This is a genomic window from Actinomadura sp. 7K534, assembly GCF_004348575.1.
In the GTDB taxonomy this organism is placed as follows: Bacteria; Actinomycetota; Actinomycetes; order Streptosporangiales; family Streptosporangiaceae; genus Spirillospora; species Spirillospora livida.
This window is the reverse complement of the sequence record NZ_SMKB01000065.1, coordinates 1-19,323: the sequence shown is the minus strand read 5'-3', so window position 1 is coordinate 19,323 and position 19,323 is coordinate 1. Positions and strand designations below refer to the sequence as shown.

At 73.5% G+C, this 19,323-nt stretch carries 17 protein-coding genes; 10 read left to right on the top strand and 7 right to left on the bottom strand.

Translation table 11 applies throughout. The features are described from left to right. Window positions 1–2: 2 nt before the first annotated feature. Complete coding sequence (locus E1266_RS15560) at window positions 3–347, bottom strand: hypothetical protein (RefSeq protein WP_132047488.1); 345 nt, start codon at window positions 345–347, stop codon at window positions 3–5. A 140-nt stretch (window positions 348–487) separates the two neighbouring features. Here E1266_RS15560 and E1266_RS15555 point away from each other — a divergent pair, with 140 nt between their 5' ends. From E1266_RS15555 to E1266_RS15545, 3 genes are read left to right on the top strand one after another with little or no spacing between them, the layout of a single operon-like run. Further along, complete coding sequence (locus E1266_RS15555) at window positions 488–931, top strand: hypothetical protein (protein ID WP_132047486.1); 444 nt, start codon at window positions 488–490, stop codon at window positions 929–931. Further along, window positions 928–1,845, top strand: coding sequence for a MoxR family ATPase (locus E1266_RS15550; protein ID WP_132047484.1), 918 nt, complete (start codon window positions 928–930; stop codon window positions 1,843–1,845). Before E1266_RS15555 ends, E1266_RS15550 begins: the two co-directional genes overlap by 4 nt. Window positions 1,846–1,850: 5 nt before the next feature. Continuing rightward, window positions 1,851–3,245 (top strand): VWA domain-containing protein, encoded by a 1,395-nt coding sequence (locus E1266_RS15545; protein WP_132047482.1) that lies wholly within the window; start codon window positions 1,851–1,853, stop codon window positions 3,243–3,245. 27 nt (window positions 3,246–3,272) lie between these two features. On the opposite strand, the gene E1266_RS15540 is transcribed toward E1266_RS15545, so the two are convergent. From E1266_RS15540 to E1266_RS15525, 4 genes are all read right to left on the bottom strand, one after another. Further along, window positions 3,273–3,905 carry an MBL fold metallo-hydrolase gene (locus E1266_RS15540; RefSeq protein ID WP_243718442.1) on the bottom strand — a complete coding sequence of 211 codons (633 nt, stop codon included), beginning with the start codon at window positions 3,903–3,905 and terminating at the stop codon, window positions 3,273–3,275. Further along, a complete protein-coding gene (locus E1266_RS15535) occupies window positions 3,902–4,987 on the bottom strand; it encodes an S-(hydroxymethyl)mycothiol dehydrogenase (protein ID WP_132047479.1) in 1,086 nt (361 codons plus the stop codon). Before E1266_RS15535 ends, E1266_RS15540 begins: the two co-directional genes overlap by 4 nt. A gap of 186 nt (window positions 4,988–5,173) precedes the next feature. Further along, complete coding sequence (locus tag E1266_RS15530; protein ID WP_132047477.1) at window positions 5,174–5,749, bottom strand: ATP-binding protein; 576 nt, start codon at window positions 5,747–5,749, stop codon at window positions 5,174–5,176. 100 nt (window positions 5,750–5,849) lie between these two features. Then, window positions 5,850–6,515 (bottom strand): MBL fold metallo-hydrolase, encoded by a 666-nt coding sequence (locus E1266_RS15525; RefSeq protein ID WP_132047475.1) that lies wholly within the window; start codon window positions 6,513–6,515, stop codon window positions 5,850–5,852. Between the two features lie 181 nt (window positions 6,516–6,696). Between E1266_RS15525 and E1266_RS15520 the strand changes: the two genes are divergently transcribed. The 3 genes from E1266_RS15520 (at window position 6,697) to E1266_RS15510 (ending at window position 11,894) form a co-directional block, all read left to right on the top strand. Beyond that, the gene (locus E1266_RS15520) at window positions 6,697–7,197 is read left to right on the top strand and encodes a hypothetical protein (RefSeq protein ID WP_132047473.1); all 501 of its coding nucleotides are present in this window, start codon (window positions 6,697–6,699) and stop codon (window positions 7,195–7,197) included. Window positions 7,198–7,201: 4 nt separating this feature from the next. Further along, on the top strand, window positions 7,202–11,089 hold the full coding sequence (locus E1266_RS15515) for a tetratricopeptide repeat protein (protein ID WP_132047471.1): 3,888 nt from the start codon (window positions 7,202–7,204) through the stop codon (window positions 11,087–11,089). A gap of 79 nt (window positions 11,090–11,168) precedes the next feature. Next, window positions 11,169–11,894 carry a Crp/Fnr family transcriptional regulator gene (locus E1266_RS15510; protein WP_132047469.1) on the top strand — a complete coding sequence of 242 codons (726 nt, stop codon included), beginning with the start codon at window positions 11,169–11,171 and terminating at the stop codon, window positions 11,892–11,894. Between the two features lie 2 nt (window positions 11,895–11,896). Here E1266_RS15510 and E1266_RS15505 read toward each other — a convergent pair whose 3' ends face one another. Further along, on the bottom strand, window positions 11,897–12,643 hold the full coding sequence (locus tag E1266_RS15505; RefSeq protein WP_165966101.1) for a maleylpyruvate isomerase family mycothiol-dependent enzyme: 747 nt from the start codon (window positions 12,641–12,643) through the stop codon (window positions 11,897–11,899). A gap of 320 nt (window positions 12,644–12,963) precedes the next feature. On the opposite strand from E1266_RS15505, the gene uvrA reads away from it, so the two are divergent. The 3 genes from uvrA to E1266_RS15490 all read left to right on the top strand — a co-directional run bounded on the left by uvrA (window position 12,964) and on the right by E1266_RS15490 (window position 16,949). Further along, window positions 12,964–15,801 carry an excinuclease ABC subunit UvrA gene (gene uvrA / locus E1266_RS15500; protein WP_132047465.1) on the top strand — a complete coding sequence of 946 codons (2,838 nt, stop codon included), beginning with the start codon at window positions 12,964–12,966 and terminating at the stop codon, window positions 15,799–15,801. An 85-nt stretch (window positions 15,802–15,886) separates the two neighbouring features. Next, the gene (locus E1266_RS15495) at window positions 15,887–16,336 is read left to right on the top strand and encodes a Rieske (2Fe-2S) protein (RefSeq protein WP_132047463.1); all 450 of its coding nucleotides are present in this window, start codon (window positions 15,887–15,889) and stop codon (window positions 16,334–16,336) included. Window positions 16,337–16,448: 112 nt separating this feature from the next. Then, entirely contained in the window at window positions 16,449–16,949 is a 501-nt protein-coding gene (locus tag E1266_RS15490) for a Rieske (2Fe-2S) protein (RefSeq protein WP_132047461.1), read from the top strand. On the opposite strand, the gene E1266_RS15485 is transcribed toward E1266_RS15490, so the two are convergent. Beyond that, a complete protein-coding gene (locus tag E1266_RS15485) occupies window positions 16,936–18,165 on the bottom strand; it encodes a mechanosensitive ion channel domain-containing protein (RefSeq protein WP_243718441.1) in 1,230 nt (409 codons plus the stop codon). The genes E1266_RS15490 and E1266_RS15485 overlap by 14 nt on opposite strands. A gap of 188 nt (window positions 18,166–18,353) precedes the next feature. On the opposite strand from E1266_RS15485, the gene uvrC reads away from it, so the two are divergent. Beyond that, window positions 18,354–19,323 (top strand): excinuclease ABC subunit UvrC (gene uvrC / locus E1266_RS15480; RefSeq protein ID WP_132047459.1); only part of this gene is annotated, 970 nt, incomplete at its 3' end.

Here is a 19,323-nt window from a genome sequence, read left to right as displayed (position 1 = left end):
GGTCAGCGGCGGGGGCGACAAGTGTAGGTGACGTTGATTATCGCGATTCCGATCATGGCCAGGAACAGGCCGGGGAGGCCGGCGTTGACGACCGCGATCGCGCTCAGCGGGATCGCGGCCAGCAGCGACAGCACCGCCATGGCCAGGCTGTGATCGTGGTCCCCGCGCCCGTGCGCCCGTCCCGGCCGGGGCCGGCGCGCGGGCGCGGCGGCCGGGCGCGCTTCGAGGGTCTCCTGGATGCGCTCGACGACCGTCTCGATGAAGGCGTCGTCGTATTCGGGGCCCAGTTCGCGCCGGGCCGCCATCGCGGCCGCCAGGTCGTCGCGGGGGAGTCGTGGGGTCGTCATGCTCCGGTTATAGGCCGCCGCGTTCCCGCCGCGCGTCACCCGGCGGGGCCAACCGCCGCCTACCCCGCAGGTCTCGGCGGGGAGCGGGGGCGGCCCGCCGGTAAACTGCCGCTTCACCCCAGATCGCCCGGGAGGTCTTCGTGAGAGTCACCGCCCTCGCCGTCTGCGCGGCCGCCGCGCTCGCCCTGACCGGCTGCGGCGGCTCGGGGGGCGGTGCGGAAGGCGGCGCGGACGCGGCCTCGGCCGCCCCGCCCACGACGCTCGCGCCGGTGCCGGTGGTAAAGCCGTCCGACATGAAACCGCTGGTCGGACGGTGGATCGGCACCGCGGACGACTTCTTCCAGTTCCGGTTGGACGGTGCCGGGGTGTGGGTGAAGGGCAAGCAGCGGCTCTGGACCGGGACGGTCATCCCCGAGGGCGGCCGCAAGTACCGCTTCTCCTGGAAGGGCGGGGACCCGCAGGTCGCGTCCTACTGGGGCGTCACCCTCGCCGAGAACGGGAGGTCGCTCGTGTTCGCCGGGACCAACCAGACCTACAAGAAGGCACCCGCCAAGCAGGCGCCCGCGACGAGGGGCAGGGGATGACGGACATCGGGGAAGCAGGCATCGGGGAAGCAGGCACGGTGGAGACAGGGGCCGGGGCGTTCGCGTCCCCCGCCGACGTGGACCGCAGGCTGGCGGAGGTCCGCTACCTCGCGGACGAGTCGATCGCCACGACCGTGTACCTCGCGCAGGCGCTCGGCAAGCCGCTGCTCGTGGAGGGGCCCGCCGGGGTCGGCAAGACCGAGCTGGCCAAGGCCGTCGCCACCGCCACCGCGGCGGAGCTGATCCGGCTCCAGTGCTACGAGGGGCTGGACGAGGCCCGCGCCCTGTACGAGTTCAACTACAAGAAGCAGCTCCTGGCGATCCAGGCCGCGCCGTCCGACCGCGCGTGGCAGGAGACCCACGACGACATCTTCTCCGAGGAGTTCCTCCTGGAGCGGCCGCTGCTGGCGGCCATCCGCCGCACCGAGCCGACCGTGCTGCTGATCGACGAGGCCGACAAGGCCGACGTCGAGGTGGAGGGCATGCTGCTGGAGGTCCTGTCCGACTTCCAGGTGACGATCCCCGAGCTGGGGACGGTCGCCGCCGCCCGCCGCCCGTTCGTGGTCATCACGTCCAACGCCGCGCGGGAGCTGTCGGAGGCGCTCAAGCGCCGCTGCCTCTACCTGCACCTCGGCTACCCGGCGCCCGAGCGGGAGCGCGACATCGTCCTCGCCCAGGTCCCCGGCATCGAGGCGGAGCTGGCCGAGCAGCTCGTCCGCACCGTCGGGACGCTGCGCGACCTGGAGATCAAGAAGGCCCCGTCGATCGCCGAGACCGTCGACTGGGCGCGGACCCTGCTCGCCCTCGGCTTGGACGAGCTGGACGAGGCCGCCGTCTCCCGCACCCTCGGCGTCGTCCTCAAGCACGTCTCCGACCAGGAGCGCGCCGCCAAGGAACTGGGCCTGCGGGGCTGATCCGGGTGGCCTCCCTCATCGACCGCCACACCGGGTTCGTCGCGGAGCTGCGCCGGGCCGGGCTGCCGGTGTCGGTGGCCGAGGGCCTGGACGCGGTCCGCGCCATGCAGGTCGTCGACCTCCTGGACCGCGAGTCGCTGCGCGCCGCCTACGCCGCGACGCTCGTCAAGCGGCCCCAGCACCGCCCGACCTTCGACACGCTCTTCGACCTGTGGTTCCCCGCCGCGGTCGGGGACGGCGCCGGGTCCGGCGAGCGGGACCGCCCCGCCCGGACGCTGGACGACGACGGGCGCCCCGTCCCGCCGGCGCTGGACCCCGAGGTGCAGGCCCGCCGCGACGAGCTGGCCGAGCTCCTCCTGTCCGGCGACGACGCGGGGCTGCGGCAGTTCGCCCGCCTGGCCGTCGGCGAGTACGGCCGGACCCCGGGCCAGGAGTCGTGGTTCTCCTTCGGCGTCCTGCGCGCCATGTCGCCCGAGACGCTCATGGCCCGGCTGCTCAACGCGGTGCTGACCGGGCAGGAGCGCGGCGGGATGGCCGAGCGGGTCGCGCGCCGGACGTTCCGCGACCGCATCGCCCGGTTCGAGGACCTCGTCGCGGGCGAGGTGCGGCGCCGCATCGCCGAGGACACCGGCGTCGAGCGGACCGCCCGGATCACCGTCCGGCCGCCGCTGGAGCGCCTCGACTTCTCCGGCGCGAGCCGCGCCGAGCTGGCCGCGCTGCGCCGCGAGGTGTACCCGCTGGCGCGCAAGCTCGCGGCCCGGCTCGTGCAGAAGCAGCGGCACGGCAGGCGCGGCCGGCTCGACTTCCGCCGGACGGTCCGCGCGTCCCTCGCCAGCGGGGGAGTGCCGCTCACCACCCACCACCGGCCGCGCCGCCCGCACAAGCCCGAACTGGTCGTGCTGTGCGACGCCAGCGACTCGGTGTCGGCGTTCGCGCACTTCACGCTGCTGCTGACGTTCGCGCTGCGGGAGCAGTTCAGCAAGGTCCGCGCGTTCGCGTTCATCGACGCCACCGACGAGATCACCCGCTTCTTCGCGCCGGGCGTGGACGTCGCGGACGCGATGGCGCGGCTGGCCGCCGAGGCCGACCTCGTCTGGATCACCGGCCGCTCCAACTACGGCCACGCCATCAAGGTCTTCGACGACCGGTACCGCGACGCCATCACGCCCAAGACGTCCCTGCTGATCCTCGGCGACGCCCGCTCCAACTACGGCGAGCTGTCCCTGCCGATCCTGCGCTCCATGGTCGACCGCGCCCGCCACGCGTACTGGCTCAACCCCGAGCCGCGCGGCCAGTGGGACACCGGCGACTCCGCCGCGTCCCGCTACGGCGAGCTCGTCCCGATGTACGAGTGCCGCAACCTGACCCAGCTGGCCGCCTTCATCGAGGAACTCGCCTGACCGCGGGCCCGGGGCGGGGCCGACGGGTCAGTGGCCGCGGGCGATCCACTCCTCCAGGTGCGGGGCCTCGGCGCCGATCGTGGTGGACGGGCCGTGCCCCGTCCGGACCTCGGTGTCCGCGGGCAGCGTGAGGAGCCGCTCCCGGATCGAGGTGATGATCGTCGGGAAGTCGGAGAAGGACCGCCCGGTCGCGCCCGGCCCGCCGTTGAACAGGGTGTCGCCGGAGAACACCGTCCCCAGGCCGGGGGCGTACAGGCAGACGGCCCCGGGGCTGTGGCCCGGCGTGTGCAGGACGTGCAGGTCCGTGCCCGCGACGGTGATGACCTGCCCGTCGGACAGGTCCCCGTCGGGGCTGGCGTCCGGGTGCCTCTGCTTCCACAGCATCAGGTCGTCGGGGTGCAGCAGCACGGGCGCGCCGGTCCGGGCCTTCAGCTCCGGCGCCGCGTCGATGTGGTCGTCGTGGCCGTGCGTGGACACGATCGCCGCGAGCCGCCGCCCGCCGACCGCCTCCGCGATCGCGCCGGCGTCGTGCGCGGCGTCGATGACGATCGCCTCGCTGTCGTCGCCGACGATCCAGACGTTGTTGTCGACTTCCCAGGTCCCGCCGTCGAGAGAGAACGTCCCGGACGTCTCGATGTGGTCGATCCGCGCGGCCATCAGAGCATCACCACCGAACGCAGCACGTCACCGCGGTGCATCTTGTCGAACGCCGCCTCGACGCCGTCCAGCTCGATCGTCTCGGACACGAACGCGTCCAGGTCCAGGCGGCCCTGCAGGTAGAGGTCGATGAGCATCGGGAAGTCGCGCGAGGGCAGGCAGTCGCCGTACCAGGACGACTTGAGCGACCCGCCGCGGCCGAACACGTCCAGCAGCGGCAGCTCCAGCCGCATCTCCGGCGTCGGCACCCCCACCAGCACGACCGTCCCGGCGAGGTCGCGGGCGTAGAACGCCTGCTCGTAGGTCTCCGGGCGGCCGACCGCGTCGATGACGACGTCGGCGCCGAACCCGCCGGTCAGCTCCCGCACCTTCTCGACGACGTCCTCGTCCTTGCCGTTGACGGTGTGCGTCGCGCCCAGCGAGGACGCCGTGGTCAGCTTCCGCTCGTCCAGGTCCACCGCGATGATCGTCGCCGCTCCCGCCAGCCGCGCCCCGAGCACCGACGCCGCGCCGACTCCGCCGCAGCCGATCACCGCGACCGAGTCGCCCCGCCCGACCCCGCCGGTGTTGATCGCCGCGCCGAGCCCGGCCATCACGCCGCAGCCCAGCAGGCCCGCCACCTCCGGCTTGGCCCGGGAGTCGACCTTCGTGCACTGCCCCGCCGCGACGAGGGTCTTGTCGGCGAACGCGCCGATGCCGAGCGCGGGCGACAGCTCCGTGCCGTCCGCGAGGGTCATCTTCTGCTTCGCGTTGTGCGTGTCGAAGCAGTACCAGGGACGCCCGCGCACGCAGGCCCGGCACTGGCCGCACACCGCCCGCCAGTTCAGGATCACGAAGTCGCCGGGTTCGACCTCGGTCACCCCGTCGCCGACCTGCTCCACCACGCCCGCGGCCTCGTGCCCGAGCAGGAACGGGAACTCGTCGTTGATCCCGCCCTCGCGGTAATGCAGGTCGGTGTGGCAGACCCCGCACGCCTGGATCTTCACGACCGCCTCCCCGGGCCCGGGGTCCGGAACGACGATCGTCTCGATGCGCACCGGCTCGCCCTTGCCCGGTGCGACGACCCCGCGTACCTGCTGCGCCATGCTGCCGCCTCTCTACGCCTAGACCTTCCCCCGACCCTATATACCTCCCCGCTGACCTGCCGGTCCGCTTCCACCACCGCACAGCATGGAGGACATCCGGCCGTACGCGGCGGGCCCCGGCGCGCGGGTGTCGCTGGTCACCGAGTGGGATGACGAGGTCATCGAGGTCGGCTGACGGGGCGGGGCTCAGGTGAAGCGGATGGCCTCGAGTTTGTCGGCGGCGTCGCGGTCGAGGACGGTGACGCCGGCGGCGGGCGGCAGTGCGCCGCCGCCGCGTGCGCGGTCTATGAGCGGGCGCCAGCGGCGGCAGTGGCGGGCGAACGTCGTGTGGGTGACGACGCGGCCCCGGGCGAACTGGCCCGCGCGGGCCGTGCCCGGGTCGACGTCGATGAGGATCAGGTGCAGGTCGTGGCCGCGCCGGCGCGCCATCCACGCGAACAGGTACAGGATGTGCGGCCAGGTGCCGCGGGTGTGCGCGACGACGCCGTGGCCCGCGAGTATCGCGCGGCCGATCCGCCAGACGTGCGTGCCGTGGACGAGCGGGGTGCGCAGCCGGCGGGGCAGCGGGCGCAGCGCCCGCGACCACCAGTTGCGGGACTGCCCGGAGTCGATCACGCGGACGTCGCCCGCGCACACCGGGGCCGTCTCGTCGCCGTGCAGCCCGTACAGCCGGTTCAGCAGGGTGCTCTTGCCCGCGCCGGGCAGCCCGGCGACGAGCACCAGCGAGCCCGCCGGGTAATGCAGAGAGGGCCCCGGATCCACCTCGTGGACTTCGTGGATGGTCGTCTCCTGGTCTCGGCCCGGGCAGTCGGCGTCTGAGCAACGAACGCTCGGCACCGCTTGTTCCGGCCGGGACGGAGGATCACCAGCCGCGGGCGCGCCATTCGGGAAGTGCGGGACGTTCGCGACCCAGCGTCGAGTCCTTGCCGTGGCCCGGATAGAACCAGGTGGCGTCCGGGAGCCGGTCGAAGACGCGTTCCTCGACGTCGGCGAGCAGCTGCTTGAACCGGGTCGGGTCGCCCCACGTGTTGCCGACGCCGCCGGGAAACAGGCTGTCGCCGGTGAACAGGTGCGGGCGGTCCGCGAGCTCACCGCCCGCGTCGTACAGTAGCGCGATAGAGCCGGGCGTGTGGCCGCGGAGGTGGATGACCTCCAGCGTCGCCTGACCCACCTGGACGGTGTCGCCGTGCTCGACCTGCTCGGCCACCGGCTCGGGCAGCGCCTCCGCGTCGCGGGGGTGCGCGGCGACCGGGGCGCCGGTGGCGCGGACCACCTCGCTCAGCGCCATCCAGTGGTCCTGGTGGCGGTGCGTGGTGACGATCCGGGTCAGCGGGCCGTCGCCGACCAGCTCCAGCAGCCGGGGGGCCTCGTTGGCCGCGTCGATGAGCAGCCGCTCGCCGGTCGCGGTGCAGCGCAGGAAGTAGGCGTTGTTGTCGTAGGGGCCGACCGAGACCTTCGTGACCGTCAGCCCGGGCAGCTCCCGGACGTCCGGACGGCCCCCCGTCTCGACGTTTCCCGTGTACGTCATGCGTCCTCCCGTCGGTGGTGCGGAGATCCATCCTCCAGCATCGGCGCCCGGGAACACCGCCGTACCCCGCACCCGGCGCGAATGAGTCACCAGACGCAGCCGAACCGTGCGCTCACGGACGGAAATCTCCGTATTGCCAGCGCATCATTGTCCTTGGAAGATCGAATCGAGCGGGAGGACGGTGAGGGAGTTGGTTACCGCATTCCGTCCCGGACCGGACAGCGAGAAGCCGGAGGACCTCCTCGGGCACGCCTGCACACTGGTCCGGCTGTGCGGCCGGGACTCCGCCGTCGCCGCGGTGTTCCTGGCCCTCGTCCTGGTCGGGACCGCGACCCGGCTGGCGGCCGGCGCGCCCGGCGGCACCGCGCTGGCGCTGCTGCCCGTGCTGGCCGGTTCGTTCGCGATCTCGGCCGGCTACGCGGTCCGCTCGCGCCGCACGCTGCTCGCGGTGCTCGCGGAGGTCCGCGGCCGGACCGGCTCGCCCGTCGACCCGGGGGTGCCCTGGACGCCCTTCGGCTCGGCGGTCGCGCTGGACGAGCGGATCCGCGACGTGGAGCTGCGGCGGCTGCTGTCGGCGGCGCACCGCTGCGGCGAACTGTCCTGGCAGGCGGTCGCGTGGGCGGCGGCGACCTCGGTCCTCTTCCTCTTCTGGACGCTGGCCGCGGCGATGGCGGGAGGGTGATCGGTTGATCGAGGAGGTCCCGCGGAACGGGACGGCCCACCGGCCCGTCATGGGCGTGCGCCCGGGCAGCTTCTGGGAGCGGCTCGAACCGTCCGACCGGCAGGCCCTGCGCGCGATGGGCCGCCGCACCGACATCCCGCCCGGCGGGATGCTGTGCCACCAGGGGTCGGTCGCGCCCGCCGTGTACGTGGTGTTCAAGGCGTCCCCCGCCGCGGCGAGCAACGCGGTGGCCAAGGAGTTCGTCGACTCCAGCGAGGGCGACGAGTCGATCATCGACCTGTTCGGCGCGGGGGACCTCGTCGGCGCCCTCGGCCCCTGGGGCCATCCGCAGCGCGGCACCGTCGCCGCCCTCGACCACGTCGCGGCGCTGCGCGTCGACCGCCGCAAGTTCCGCAGCCTCCTGGCGGCCAGCCCGCACGTCGCCGAGGCGATGATGCACGCGATCTCCCAGACCGTCACCTACGGCGGCCGCCGGCACGCCGTGCGGGCCGCCGACCATCCGCAGCGGCTCGCGTACCACCTGCTGGAACTGGCGCACCGGTTCGGCGAGCCCGCCCCCGGGCAGGGGACGCGGATCCCGCTGAAGCTCAGCCAGGCGGAGCTGGCGAACTGGGCCGGCATCTCGCGCGAGACCCTGGTGCGGTGGTTCCGGCTGTGGCGGGCGCGGGGCATCCTCGACGGCAGGCCACGCCCGCTCACCATCCTGGACACCGAGCGGCTGCGCCGGGCCGCGAGCCCGTGGGGCGACGAGTGGCCCGCCGCCGACGAGCCCGCCGACCGGGAGGCGGCGCGGACCGCCGGGCCCGGGGAGGACGCCGGGATCGCGGCGCCCGGGCCGGTGCGCCCGGACGGCGCCGGCCCGCCCCAGGTCAGCCTCCCCCCGGACAACCCGTACTTCGCCGGCCGCGCGATCAGCCTCGGGAAGCTGGACCTGCTGGTGAGCCAGTCGGAGTGGCCGCGCGCCGTGATCGTCCAGGGGATGGCGGGCGTCGGGAAGACGACGCTGGCGCTGCACTGGGCGCACCGGGTCGTCGACCGGTTCCCCGACGGCGTCCTGTTCGCCGACCTGCGCGGCACGCGGCGCGGCCCCGCCACCCCGGCGGAGGCGATGGGGCAGGTGCTGCGCGCGGCGGGCGTGCCCGGCGACCGGCTCCCGCGCACCGAGGCGGAGCTCGCGGCGCAGTGCCGGTCGATGCTGGCCGACCGGCGGATGCTGCTGATCCTGGACAACGCGTCGCGTCCCGAGCAGGTCAGGCCGCTGCTCGCCGCCGCGACGTCCGGGCTGGTGATCGTGACGAGCCGGCAGCGGCTGCCCGCGCTGCTGGAGAACGCCGACATCCGGACGCTGGAACTGCAGGAGATGGCGTCGCAGGAGGCGGTGGACCTGATCTCCAACGTCCTCGGCCCCGGGGACGCCCGCGTCCGCGAGGAGCGCAAGGCGGTCGTGCGGCTGGCCCGCGAGTGCGGGCACCTGCCGCTGGCGCTCGGCGTCATGGCCGGGCGGCTGGCCGAGAACCCCGGCGAGTCCATCGCGGCGACCGTCCGGGAACTCGCCGCCCGCGACACCGAGGACGCCGCGCCGTACGGGCCGGGCCTCGCCGGCGGCGGGCTGGGCGACGGCGCGGTGCACGGGTCCGGGCCCGGGGTGCGGGCCGCCGTGAGCCCGACCTTCGACGTCGCCTACCGGAGCCTCCGCCGGGACCAGCGGGAGGCGTTCCGCATGATCGGGCTCGTCGCGGGCCCCGACTTCACGCCCACCGCGCTCGCCGCCCTGCAGAACCGGACGGTGGACGAGGCCCGCGACCTCCTGGAGGGCCTCCGCCAGGCGTACCTGGTGCAGGACGTCGGACCGGACCGCTACCGCATGCACGACCTCCTGCGCGATTTCGCGCGGGAGCAAGGGCTGCTGAAGGACTCCGACGGCGACCAGCTGGCGGCACAGCAGCGGCTCCTGGCCGCCTACCTCGCCGACGCCCGCGCCGCCGGCACCGCCCTGCCGGGACGGCCCCGCCCGACCCTCAACAGCCTTAACAGAACGCCGCCGCGGCGGGAGGAAGCACAGGAGGAGGACGCGCAGGGATCGGCGCCCGCGGCCGACCGCGCGGCCGGGCTCGCCTGGTTCGAGGCCGAGCGGCGCAACCTCGTCGCCGCCGTCCACCAGGCCGCCCGGCTCGGCCTGCACCGGACGTGCTGGGAGCTCGCCGACGCCCTCTTCGACTTCCAGGACTTCCGGCGCTACAGCGAGGACAACATCGCCGTCCACCAGGCCGGGCTGCACGCGGCCCGCACCGAGGAGGACTGGGCCGCGGCCGCCGTCATGCTGCACAACCTGGCGATGGCGCACTTCGAGCTGGGCGACGCCGTCCAGGCCATCGGGTACGGGGAGGACGCGCGGCGCGGCTTCCGGGCCGTCGACCCGCCCGACCGGTACGGGGAGGCCGTCACCCTCGCCACCCTCGCCGACGTCCACGTGGTGCTGGGCCGCTACCTGACGGCGATCGACCAGGCCCGCCTGTCGCTGGCCGTCCACGGGGAACTCGGGGACGAAGGCGGCGGCGCGGTCGCCAAGGGCCACGAGACCCTCGCCCGCGCGTACCTGGGCCTCGGCGGTTACGAGAAGGCCCTCGAACACGCCGCGCAGGCGCTCGGCATACGGCGCCGGAACGACGACCTGCCGGGAATGGCGGAGACCCTCCTCACCATCGCCCAGGTCCACCGCCGCCAGGGGAACGTCCACGAGGCGGTGTCGCACGCGTTGGAGGCCCTCTCCATCCGGCAGGAACTCGCCGACATGCACGGCGCCGCCCAGGCGCTCACGGAGCTGGCGCGCATGAACGCCACGCTCGGCCTGCGCGACATGGCACGGCAGGACGCCGAACAGGCCCTGGCCACCTACCGCTCCCTGGGCGCGCGCCACGGGGAGGCGCGCACGCTCACCACGCTCGCCAGGCTCATGTGCGACGCCACCAAGTTCGCCGAGGCGTTCACCTACTGCGGGCAGGCGCTGCGCCTGCACCGCGACACCGGCGACAGGCACGGCGAGGCCGAGACGCTCGCGCAGATCGGGATCGTCCACTGGCGCCTCGGACGGTTCCCGGAGGCGCGCGAGCACCTCCTGCGCGCCCTGGAGATCCGCCGCGAGATCGGCGACCAGCACGGCGAGGCCCACGACCTGGAGCACCTGTCCGTGATCATGCGCCGGCTCGAACGGCCCCAGGAGGCGTTCGTCCTCGGCCTGGAGGCCCTCGACCTGTGGCACCAGCTCGGCGCGCAGGGCGGCATGGCGGGCACCCTCGGCAGCCTCGCCCGCACCTACTCCCGGCTCGGCCTGCCCGAGCACGCCGAGCGCGCCGCCCGGCAGGCGCTGCACATCCGCAGCTCGGGCGGCGACTGGCACGGCCTCGGCGTCGGCAAGGACACTCTCGCCGCCGTGCTGCGCCGCGCCGGCCGCCCCGAGGAGGCCCTCGAACGCGAGCTGGAGGCGCTGGAGTTCCTCGGGAAGGTCGGCGACCGGCACGGCGAGGGCACCGCTCTGGCCCACCTCGCCGCCATCCACCTCGACCTCGGCCGCGCAGGCGACGCCCTGGAGGCCGGGCGGCGCGCCCACGACCTCACCGCCGAACTCGGCGACACCCGGGCGCAGGCGTCCGCGCTGCACTTCATGGCCCGCGCCTGCGGCCTGCTGGGCGAGCACGCCCGCGCCGTGGAGCACGTCACCGCCGAGGCCGGCATCCGCCGCGACATGGACGACCGGCGCGGCCTGCGCCGCGCCCTGCAGCTCCTGCGCGACTGCCACCTCGCGCTGGGCGACGAGACCGCGGCGGCCGACTGCGTCCGGCGGATCCGCGCCCTCGACAGCTGGCTCGAACCGGACAGATCCCTCGGCATGTGACCGACGACCTGGTCCACCGGCGCAGCGCGGCGTTCACTGGACCGCGTGACCCCGGGCGCGGCCCGGGGGAGGAGGCGAGATGGAGACCACCCCCTTCTGGGACGCGCTGCCCGAACGCGTCCGCGAGGCCCTGCGCCGGGACGGCACCCCGGTGGTGATCAGGCAGGGCGCCTTTCTCATGCGCGAGCACACCCGCGCGTCCCAGGTCTTCGTGCTGCGCACCGGCGTGGCGAAGGTCTGGGTCGACCGGGACGGCGAGACCGCCATCCTCGACGTCCTCGGCCCGGGCGACATCGCCGGGGAGGTGGAGGCGGTGGACGGCGGCGTCCGGCACGCCAACGTCGAGGCGCTGACCCGCGTGGAGGCGCTCGTGCTGCCCGCCGCGCGGTTCCGCGGGGTCCTGGACGACCACCCCGGCTCCGCCTGGGCCGTCGCCGCCGTCCTCGCCGAGCGGCTGCGGGACTCCAACGAGCTGCGCATCGCCCACTTCCCCGACGATCCCGAACGCCGCCTCGCGAGCCGGCTGCTGCGCCTGGTGTCGCGCTTCGGGTCGCCGGTCAAGGAGGAGCGGCCGGACGGCCCGGCCCCGGCCCCGGCCGCGGTGCCGGACGAGGCGGGCGGCGTGCAGGTCCGGATTCCGCTCACCCAGCAGGACCTCGGGCGCTGGGCGGGCATGAGCCGCCGCAAGGTCGCGCAGATCCTCGCCGCCGAGCCGGTCCGCGGCGGCCTCACCGTCGCCCGCAACGCGATCGTCGTCCGCTCGGTGGACGCCCTGCACCGCCTCGCGGGCCACGACACCGACTGAGGTCAGAACCCCGCGGGCCGGTGCGGCCACGGCGGCGGCGCGGGCGGCCGGCCGTCGGGGCGGACGCTCACGCCGGAGCCGTCCGTGCGGCCGCTCAGCCAGGCGAGCAGCGCCCGCCCGGACCCGGACGCCTCCGGGCCGCCGGGCGTCCAGCCGAGGTCGGCGGACTCGCCGGAGTCCGTCGCGGTGATCCGGAATCCGCCGAGCTCCCCGCGCTGCTCGTCCGGGAGCGCGGCGATGTCCGCCAGCGTGCTGGTCAGGGCCCACCGGACATAGGGCTCGGGCCAGTCGGCGGGGCCGTACCCGGCGGCGAGGTCCACGTGGTGGGCCTCGACCTCGTTCCAGCGGCGGTACAGCGTGTACCACGCCGGATGCTCCCAGCCCCCCATGGACTGCACGGTGGCGTTCCACGCGGCCTCCGGGAGCGTCCTCGCCTGCTCGACGAACCGCGCGCCGGTCGTGCGGACGTCCTCGACCAGTTCGTCGCGTCCGCGTCCGGCGCCTTCGTCGAGTGCGGCGTTGCGGGCGGCCATGCTCGGGTACTGCGGGATCTCCACGCCCGTCCGCGCCCATTCGAGCAGGTTCCACAGGGAGTCGGCGTTCCTGGCGATGTGCGTGGCCACGTGGCCGCGGCTCCAGCCGGGCAGCGCCGACGCGCCGCGCAGGTCCTGCTCGTCCAGTTTCGCGAGCGTGCCCGCGATGCGCTCCACGCCGGCATCCAGCTCGTCGATCACTTCCCGCCAGTCCATGACGCGCCTCCCAGCACCGGAAAGAGCCTCCATCCTCGCACCACCCCGCCCGCGCCACACCCAAGCGATCTTGAAACTTCCCGCCGGCCCCGGCCGCGCGTCCGCCGCCGGAGCCGTTCCGGTGGCGGGCATCGTTCGAACACGTGTACGGTACGGTGGTCCGTCCGGGCTCTCCGGGGACGGGCGGGGAGCGCCGGGAAATGCGGCGGCGGCCGCCGCCGTTATCAACTCGGGGGATTCTGTCGGACCCCCTGGCTAGCCTTGAGACCGGCCTGTCTCCATTCCACGGCCGTGCCCAGAAGAGGAACCGGATCAACACCGTGCATGACCGACTCATCGTGCGTGGAGCACGCGAGCACAACCTGAAGGACGTCTCGCTCGACCTCCCGCGTGACTCCCTGATCGTGTTCACCGGTCTGTCGGGTTCGGGCAAGTCCAGCCTGGCGTTCGACACGATCTTCGCGGAGGGCCAGCGCCGCTATGTCGAGTCGCTGTCGGCGTACGCCCGCCAGTTCCTCGGGCAGATGGACAAGCCCGACGTCGACTTCATCGAGGGGCTGTCCCCGGCGGTGTCGATCGACCAGAAGTCGACCAGCAAGAACCCGCGGTCGACGGTCGGGACGATCACCGAGGTGTACGACTACCTGCGCCTCCTGTACGCGCGGATCGGGCACCCGCACTGCCCCGAGTGCGGTCGGCCGATCACCCGCCAGGCGCCGCAGCAGATCGTGGACCGGGTGCTGGAACTGGAGCCGGGCACCCGGTTCCAGGTGCTGGCGCCGGTGATCCGCGGGCGCAAGGGCGAGTACCTCGAGCTGTTCCGCGAGCTGCAGTCGAAGGGCTACTCCCGGGCGATCGTGGACGGGCAGGCGATCCGGCTGGACGAGCCCCCGAAGCTGAAGAAGCAGGAGAAGCACGACATCGCGATCGTGGTCGACCGGCTCTCGGTGAAGGACTCGGCGCGGCAGCGGCTCGCCGACTCGGTGGAGACGGCGCTCGGCCTCGCGGGCGGCACGATCGTCCTCGACTTCGTCGACGTCCCCGAGGACGACGAGAACCGCACCCGGATGTACTCCGAGCACCTGTACTGCCCCTACGACGACCTGTCGTTCGAGGAGCTCGAACCGCGGTCGTTCTCGTTCAACTCGCCCTACGGCGCGTGCCCCGACTGCACCGGCCTCGGCACGCGCATGGAGGTCGACCCCGAGCTCGTCGTCCCCGACGACGAGCTCACGCTCGGCGAGGGCGCGATCCAGCCGTGGTCCAACGGCCACGTGAGCGACTACTTCCTGCGCCTGCTGTCCGCGCTCGGCGACGCGATGGGCTTCGACCTCAACACCCCGTGGGAGAAGCTGCCCGCCAAGGCGCGAAAGGCGATCCTGAACGGGCACGAGACCCAGGTCCACGTGCGCTACAAGAACCGGTACGGCCGGACGAGGTCGTACTACACCGCGTACGAGGGCGTGATCCCCTACATCCAGCGGCGGCACGCCGAGGCCGAGAGCGACATCAGCCGGGAGAAGCTCGAAGGCTACATGCGGGAGATCCCCTGCCCGACGTGCGAGGGCGCCCGGCTCAAGCCGGTCGTGCTCGCCGTCACCATGGGCGGGCGGTCGATCGCCGAGGTCGCCGCGATGCCGATCGGCGAGGCCGCGAAGTTCCTGCTGGCGCTGGAGCTGAACGAGCGCGAGCGGCACATCGCCGAGCGCGTCCTCAAGGAGATCAACGCCCGCCTCGGGTTCCTGCTGGACGTCGGCCTCGACTACCTCACCCTCGACCGGGCGTCCGCGACGCTCGCGGGCGGCGAGGCGCAGCGCATCCGGCTCGCCACGCAGATCGGCTCCGGGCTGGTCGGCGTCCTGTACGTGCTGGACGAGCCGTCCATCGGCCTCCACCAGCGCGACAACCACCGGCTGCTGGAGACGCTGCTCCGGCTGCGCGACATGGGCAACACCCTGATCGTCGTGGAGCACGACGAGGACACCATCGCCGCCGCCGACTGGATCGTCGACATCGGCCCCCGCGCCGGCGAGCACGGCGGCGAGATCGTCGTGTCCGGCACCCTCGACGAGCTGAAGAAGTCCGAGCGCTCCATCACCGGCGCCTACCTCGACGGGCGCCGCGAGATCGCGGTCCCGCAGATCCGCCGGCCCCGCACCCGCGGCCGCGAGGTCACCGTGAAGGGCGCGCAGCAGAACAACCTCCGCGACGTGGACGTGTCGTTCCCGCTCGGCGTCCTCACCGCCGTGACCGGCGTGTCCGGCTCGGGCAAGTCGACGCTGGTCAACGACATCCTCTACAGCGCGCTGGCGAAGAAGCTGAACGGGGCGAAGCTCGTCCCCGGCAAGCACAAGCGTGTCAACGGCGTCGACCAGCTCGACAAGGTCGTCCACGTCGACCAGTCCCCGATCGGGCGCACCCCGCGCTCCAACCCGGCGACCTACACCGGCGTGTTCGACCACATCCGCAAGCTGTTCGCGCAGACGACCGAGGCGAAGGTCCGCGGCTACCAGCCGGGCCGGTTCTCCTTCAACGTCAAGGGCGGCCGCTGCGAGAACTGCTCCGGCGACGGCACCATCAAGATCGAGATGAACTTCCTGCCGGACGTCTACGTCCCGTGCGAGGTCTGCCACGGCGCCCGCTACAACCGGGAGACCCTGGAGGTCCACTACAAGGGCAAGACGATCTCCGAGGTGCTCGACATGCCGATCGAGCAGGCCACCGAGTTCTTCGAGCCGATCAAGGCGATCCACCGGCACCTGAAGACGCTCAACGACGTCGGCCTCGGCTACGTCCGGCTCGGCCAGCCCGCCCCCACCCTGTCCGGCGGCGAGGCCCAGCGCGTCAAGCTGGCGTCCGAGCTGCAGAAGCGCTCGACCGGCCGCACCGTCTACGTGCTGGACGAGCCGACCACCGGCCTGCACTTCGAGGACATCCGCAGGCTCCTCGGCGTCCTCAACGGCCTGGTCGACAAGGGCAACACGGTGATCGTCATCGAGCACAACCTGGACGTCATCAAGACCGCCGACTGGATCATCGACATGGGCCCCGAGGGCGGCTCGCGCGGCGGCACCGTCGTCGCCACCGGCACCCCCGAGGACGTCGCCGGGATCGACGCCAGCCACACCGGCCAGTTCCTCGCCAAGATGCTCGGCTGACCTCCCGGGTCCCCGGAGCGGGTCCGGGCCGGTGAAGGCGGTGGGTCGGTGCGGGGTGCGCGGCCGGGTCCAGGATCATGGAGCCATGACTGACGAAGTGACGCCCGGAGCCCCGCAGGTGGCGGGATCGGCCGGGGACGGGGGAATCGGGCGCCGCACCGTGCTGTGCGGCGCCGGGGTCGCGGGCGCCGCGCTGCTCGCCGGCTGCGCGAGCGGCCGGGAGGAGAAGTCCGCCGAGGACCTCAGGGGGCAGGAGATCGCGAAGGCCGCCGACATCCCGGTCGGCGGCGGGAAGGTCTACGCCGGCGAGAAGGTCGTCGTGACGCAGCCCGCCGAGGGCACGTACAAGGCGTTCACTGCGGTGTGCCCCCACCAGGGCTGCTCGGTGGACAAGGTCCAGAACGGGCTGATCAGGTGCCCCTGCCACGGCAGCGAGTTCAAGATCGCGGACGGGGCGGTGCAGAAGGGGCCCGCCGACCGGCCGCTCACCGAGTACCCCGTCGAGGTGAGGAACGGCGGCGTCGTCGTCACCTGAGCGGCGCCCTCCGGCAGGACCCGAAAAACTGGTTCTGATTTGAACCACCTCCCCCTCCCGCGCGTGATCACTGGTGACACGACGGAACCGCAGAGGTCACTGGAGGGTGAACATGCCACAGGAGTCGGGGACGCCGGCCGGCGAGGCGGAGCGCGGGCCGGGGGACGCGCCGGACGGCGGGAACACCCGCCGGGGAGTCCTGCTCGGGGCGGGGCTCGCCGGCCTCGCCGGGCTCGCCGCGGCGTGCGGCGGGTCCGGGGACGGTGCCGACGCGGGCGGCTCCGGTGGCGGGGACACGGGCGGCGGCACCGACGGCGGCGGCACCGGCGAGGCGCTCGCGTCCGCCGGGGAGATCCCGGTCGGCGGCGGCAAGGTCTTCAAGGACGCGGAGGTCGTGGTGTGCCAGCCGGCGGAGGGCGAGTTCACGGCGTTCTCCGCGGCCTGCACCCACCGCGGATGCGACGTGGACGCGGTCGCCGACGGCACGATCAACTGCCCCTGCCACGGCAGCAAGTTCAAGATCACGGACGGGTCGGTGGTGAGCCCGCCGGCGGACAAGCCCCTGGAGGAGCGGCGGATCACCGTCCAGGGGGACAAGATCATGCTCGCCTGAGCGTCTTCGGCCGCGCGGGGCCGTCCTCGCGCGGGCCGTCCCCGCGCCGGGCGGCCCGCTCGCCGTCGCCGGGGCCGCCGGCGGCCTCCCCGCCGACGACCTCCCGGTTCGCCGCCTCGCGGCCGTCCGCGCGGCCGTCCGCGCGCCCGCCGTCCGGGGAGGCGCCGTCCGGGGAGGCGCCGAGGGCGCCGTCCTCATGGCCGACGCGGAAGCGGGGGAGCGCACCGGGGTGGTTGTCGCGGATGTAGGAGACCAGGTGCTCGCGCATGTCGCAGCGCAGGTCCCAGGTGCTCGCCGAGTCGGCGGCGCTCATCAGCGCCCGGAGCGTCACCAGCCCGTTCGGCTGCACGTCCACCACCTGCAGGATCCACTCGCGGCGGTCCCACAGGGGGTTCTCCTTCAGCGCGGAGTACAGCTCGCGGCGCAGCTCGTCGACCGGCACGGACCAGTCGACGTGCAGCTCGACCGAGCCGAGCAGCCGGCTGGAGTGCCGGGTCCAGTTCTCGAACGGCTGCTCGGTGAAGTGCGACACCGGGTAGATCATCCGGCGGTCGTCCCAGAGGCGCAGCACCACGTACGACAGCGTCAGCTCTTCGACCCGGCCCCAGTTGCCGTCCACGACCACGACGTCGTCCAGCCGCAGCGCGTCGCTGAACGCCAGCTGCAGCCCGGCGAGGAGGTTGCCCAGCGTCGGCCGGGCCGCGATTCCGACGACCAGCCCGGCGACGCCCGCCGACGCCAGCACCCCGGCGCCGATCGCCCGGACGCCGGGGAACGTGAACAGCGCCGCGCCCACCGCCAGGACCACGATCACCACGGCGGCGATGCGGCGCAGCAGCAGCATCTGGGTGCGGACCCGCCGGGCCCGCCGGTTCCGCTCGCCCTCGATGTGCATCAGCCGCTCCAGCGGCGGATCGCTCAGCGCGTAGACGATCCGCAGCAGCAGCCAGGTGCTGGCGCCGATCGCGGCGATCCGCAGCACGTGCCGGACCGCGCCCTCCGTGCCGTCGCCCAGCAGGTGGTACGGCATCGCGGCGTTGGTGCTGACGACGGCCGCGAACGCGAACGCCGGCGCGGCGACGCGGCGGGCGACACGGCCGGCGCCCGGCCAGCGCGCCGACAGCCGCCCGGCCAGCAGCCGCCTCCCGGCCTCCACGACGATCACCGACGTGGCGACGACGGCGGCCAGCACGACCCATCCCCAGAACGCGGACACCTGCGCGACGACCCCCTCAGGCTGCGACGATCTCCGTTCGCACAACGTACGCTTGATTCTGCCTTTCCGATAATTCTGCCTTTCCGAAGCCTCCGGCATCACCCCGGCCGGACGGGGAGATCTCCGTCACCCCGAACCGGCGCGCGGGCGCGCACGGCGTGTCGGCCCCGCCGACTAGGCTCATGGACGTGGCTGATCCGGCGACCTACCGACCCGCACCGGGCTCGATCCCGGAATCCCCCGGCGTGTACAGATTCCGCGACGAGCACGGCCGGGTCATCTACGTGGGCAAGGCGAAGCACCTGCGCCAGCGGCTGAACTCCTACTTCGCCGACTTCTCCGCGCTGCACCCCCGCACCCAGACGATGGTGCGGACCGCCGCCCGCGTCGACTGGACGGTCGTCGCCACCGAGGTCGAGGCGCTCCAGCTCGAGTACTCCTGGATCAAGGAGTTCGACCCCAGGTTCAACGTCCGCTACCGCGACGACAAGTCCTACCCGTATCTGGCCGTCACCCTGGACGAGGACTTCCCGAGGGTGATGGTGATGCGGGGCGCCAAACGCAAGGGCGTGCGCTACTTCGGTCCGTACTCCCACGCGTGGGCGATCCGGGAGACGGTCGACCAGCTGCTGCGCGTGTTCCCCGTCCGGACGTGCAGCGCGGGCGTGTTCCGGCGGCAGCACCAGCTCGGCCGCCCCTGCCTGCTCGGCGACATCGGCAAGTGCTCGGCGCCCTGCGTCGGCCGCGTCTCCCCGGAGGAGCACCGCCTGCTCGCCGAGGACTTCTGCGACTTCATGGCCGGCCACACCACCCGGTTCATCAAGCGCCTCGAACGCGACATGCGCGAGGCCGCCGCGGCCCAGGAGTACGAGCGCGCCGCCCGCCTCCGCGACGACATCCGCGCCCTGGAGCGCGCCCTGGAGAAGCAGGCGGTCGTCCTCCCCGACAGCACCGACTGCGACATGATCGCCTTCGCCGAGGACGAGCTGGAGGCGGCCGTCCAGGTCTTCTACGTGCGCGGCGGCCGGATCCGGGGGCAGCGCGGCTGGGTGGTCGACAAGGTCGCGGACGTCACCACCGCCGACCTGGTCGAGCACTTCCTCATCCAGATCTACAGCGAGAGCGAGTCGGTGCCGCGCGAGGTGCTCGTCCCGGCCC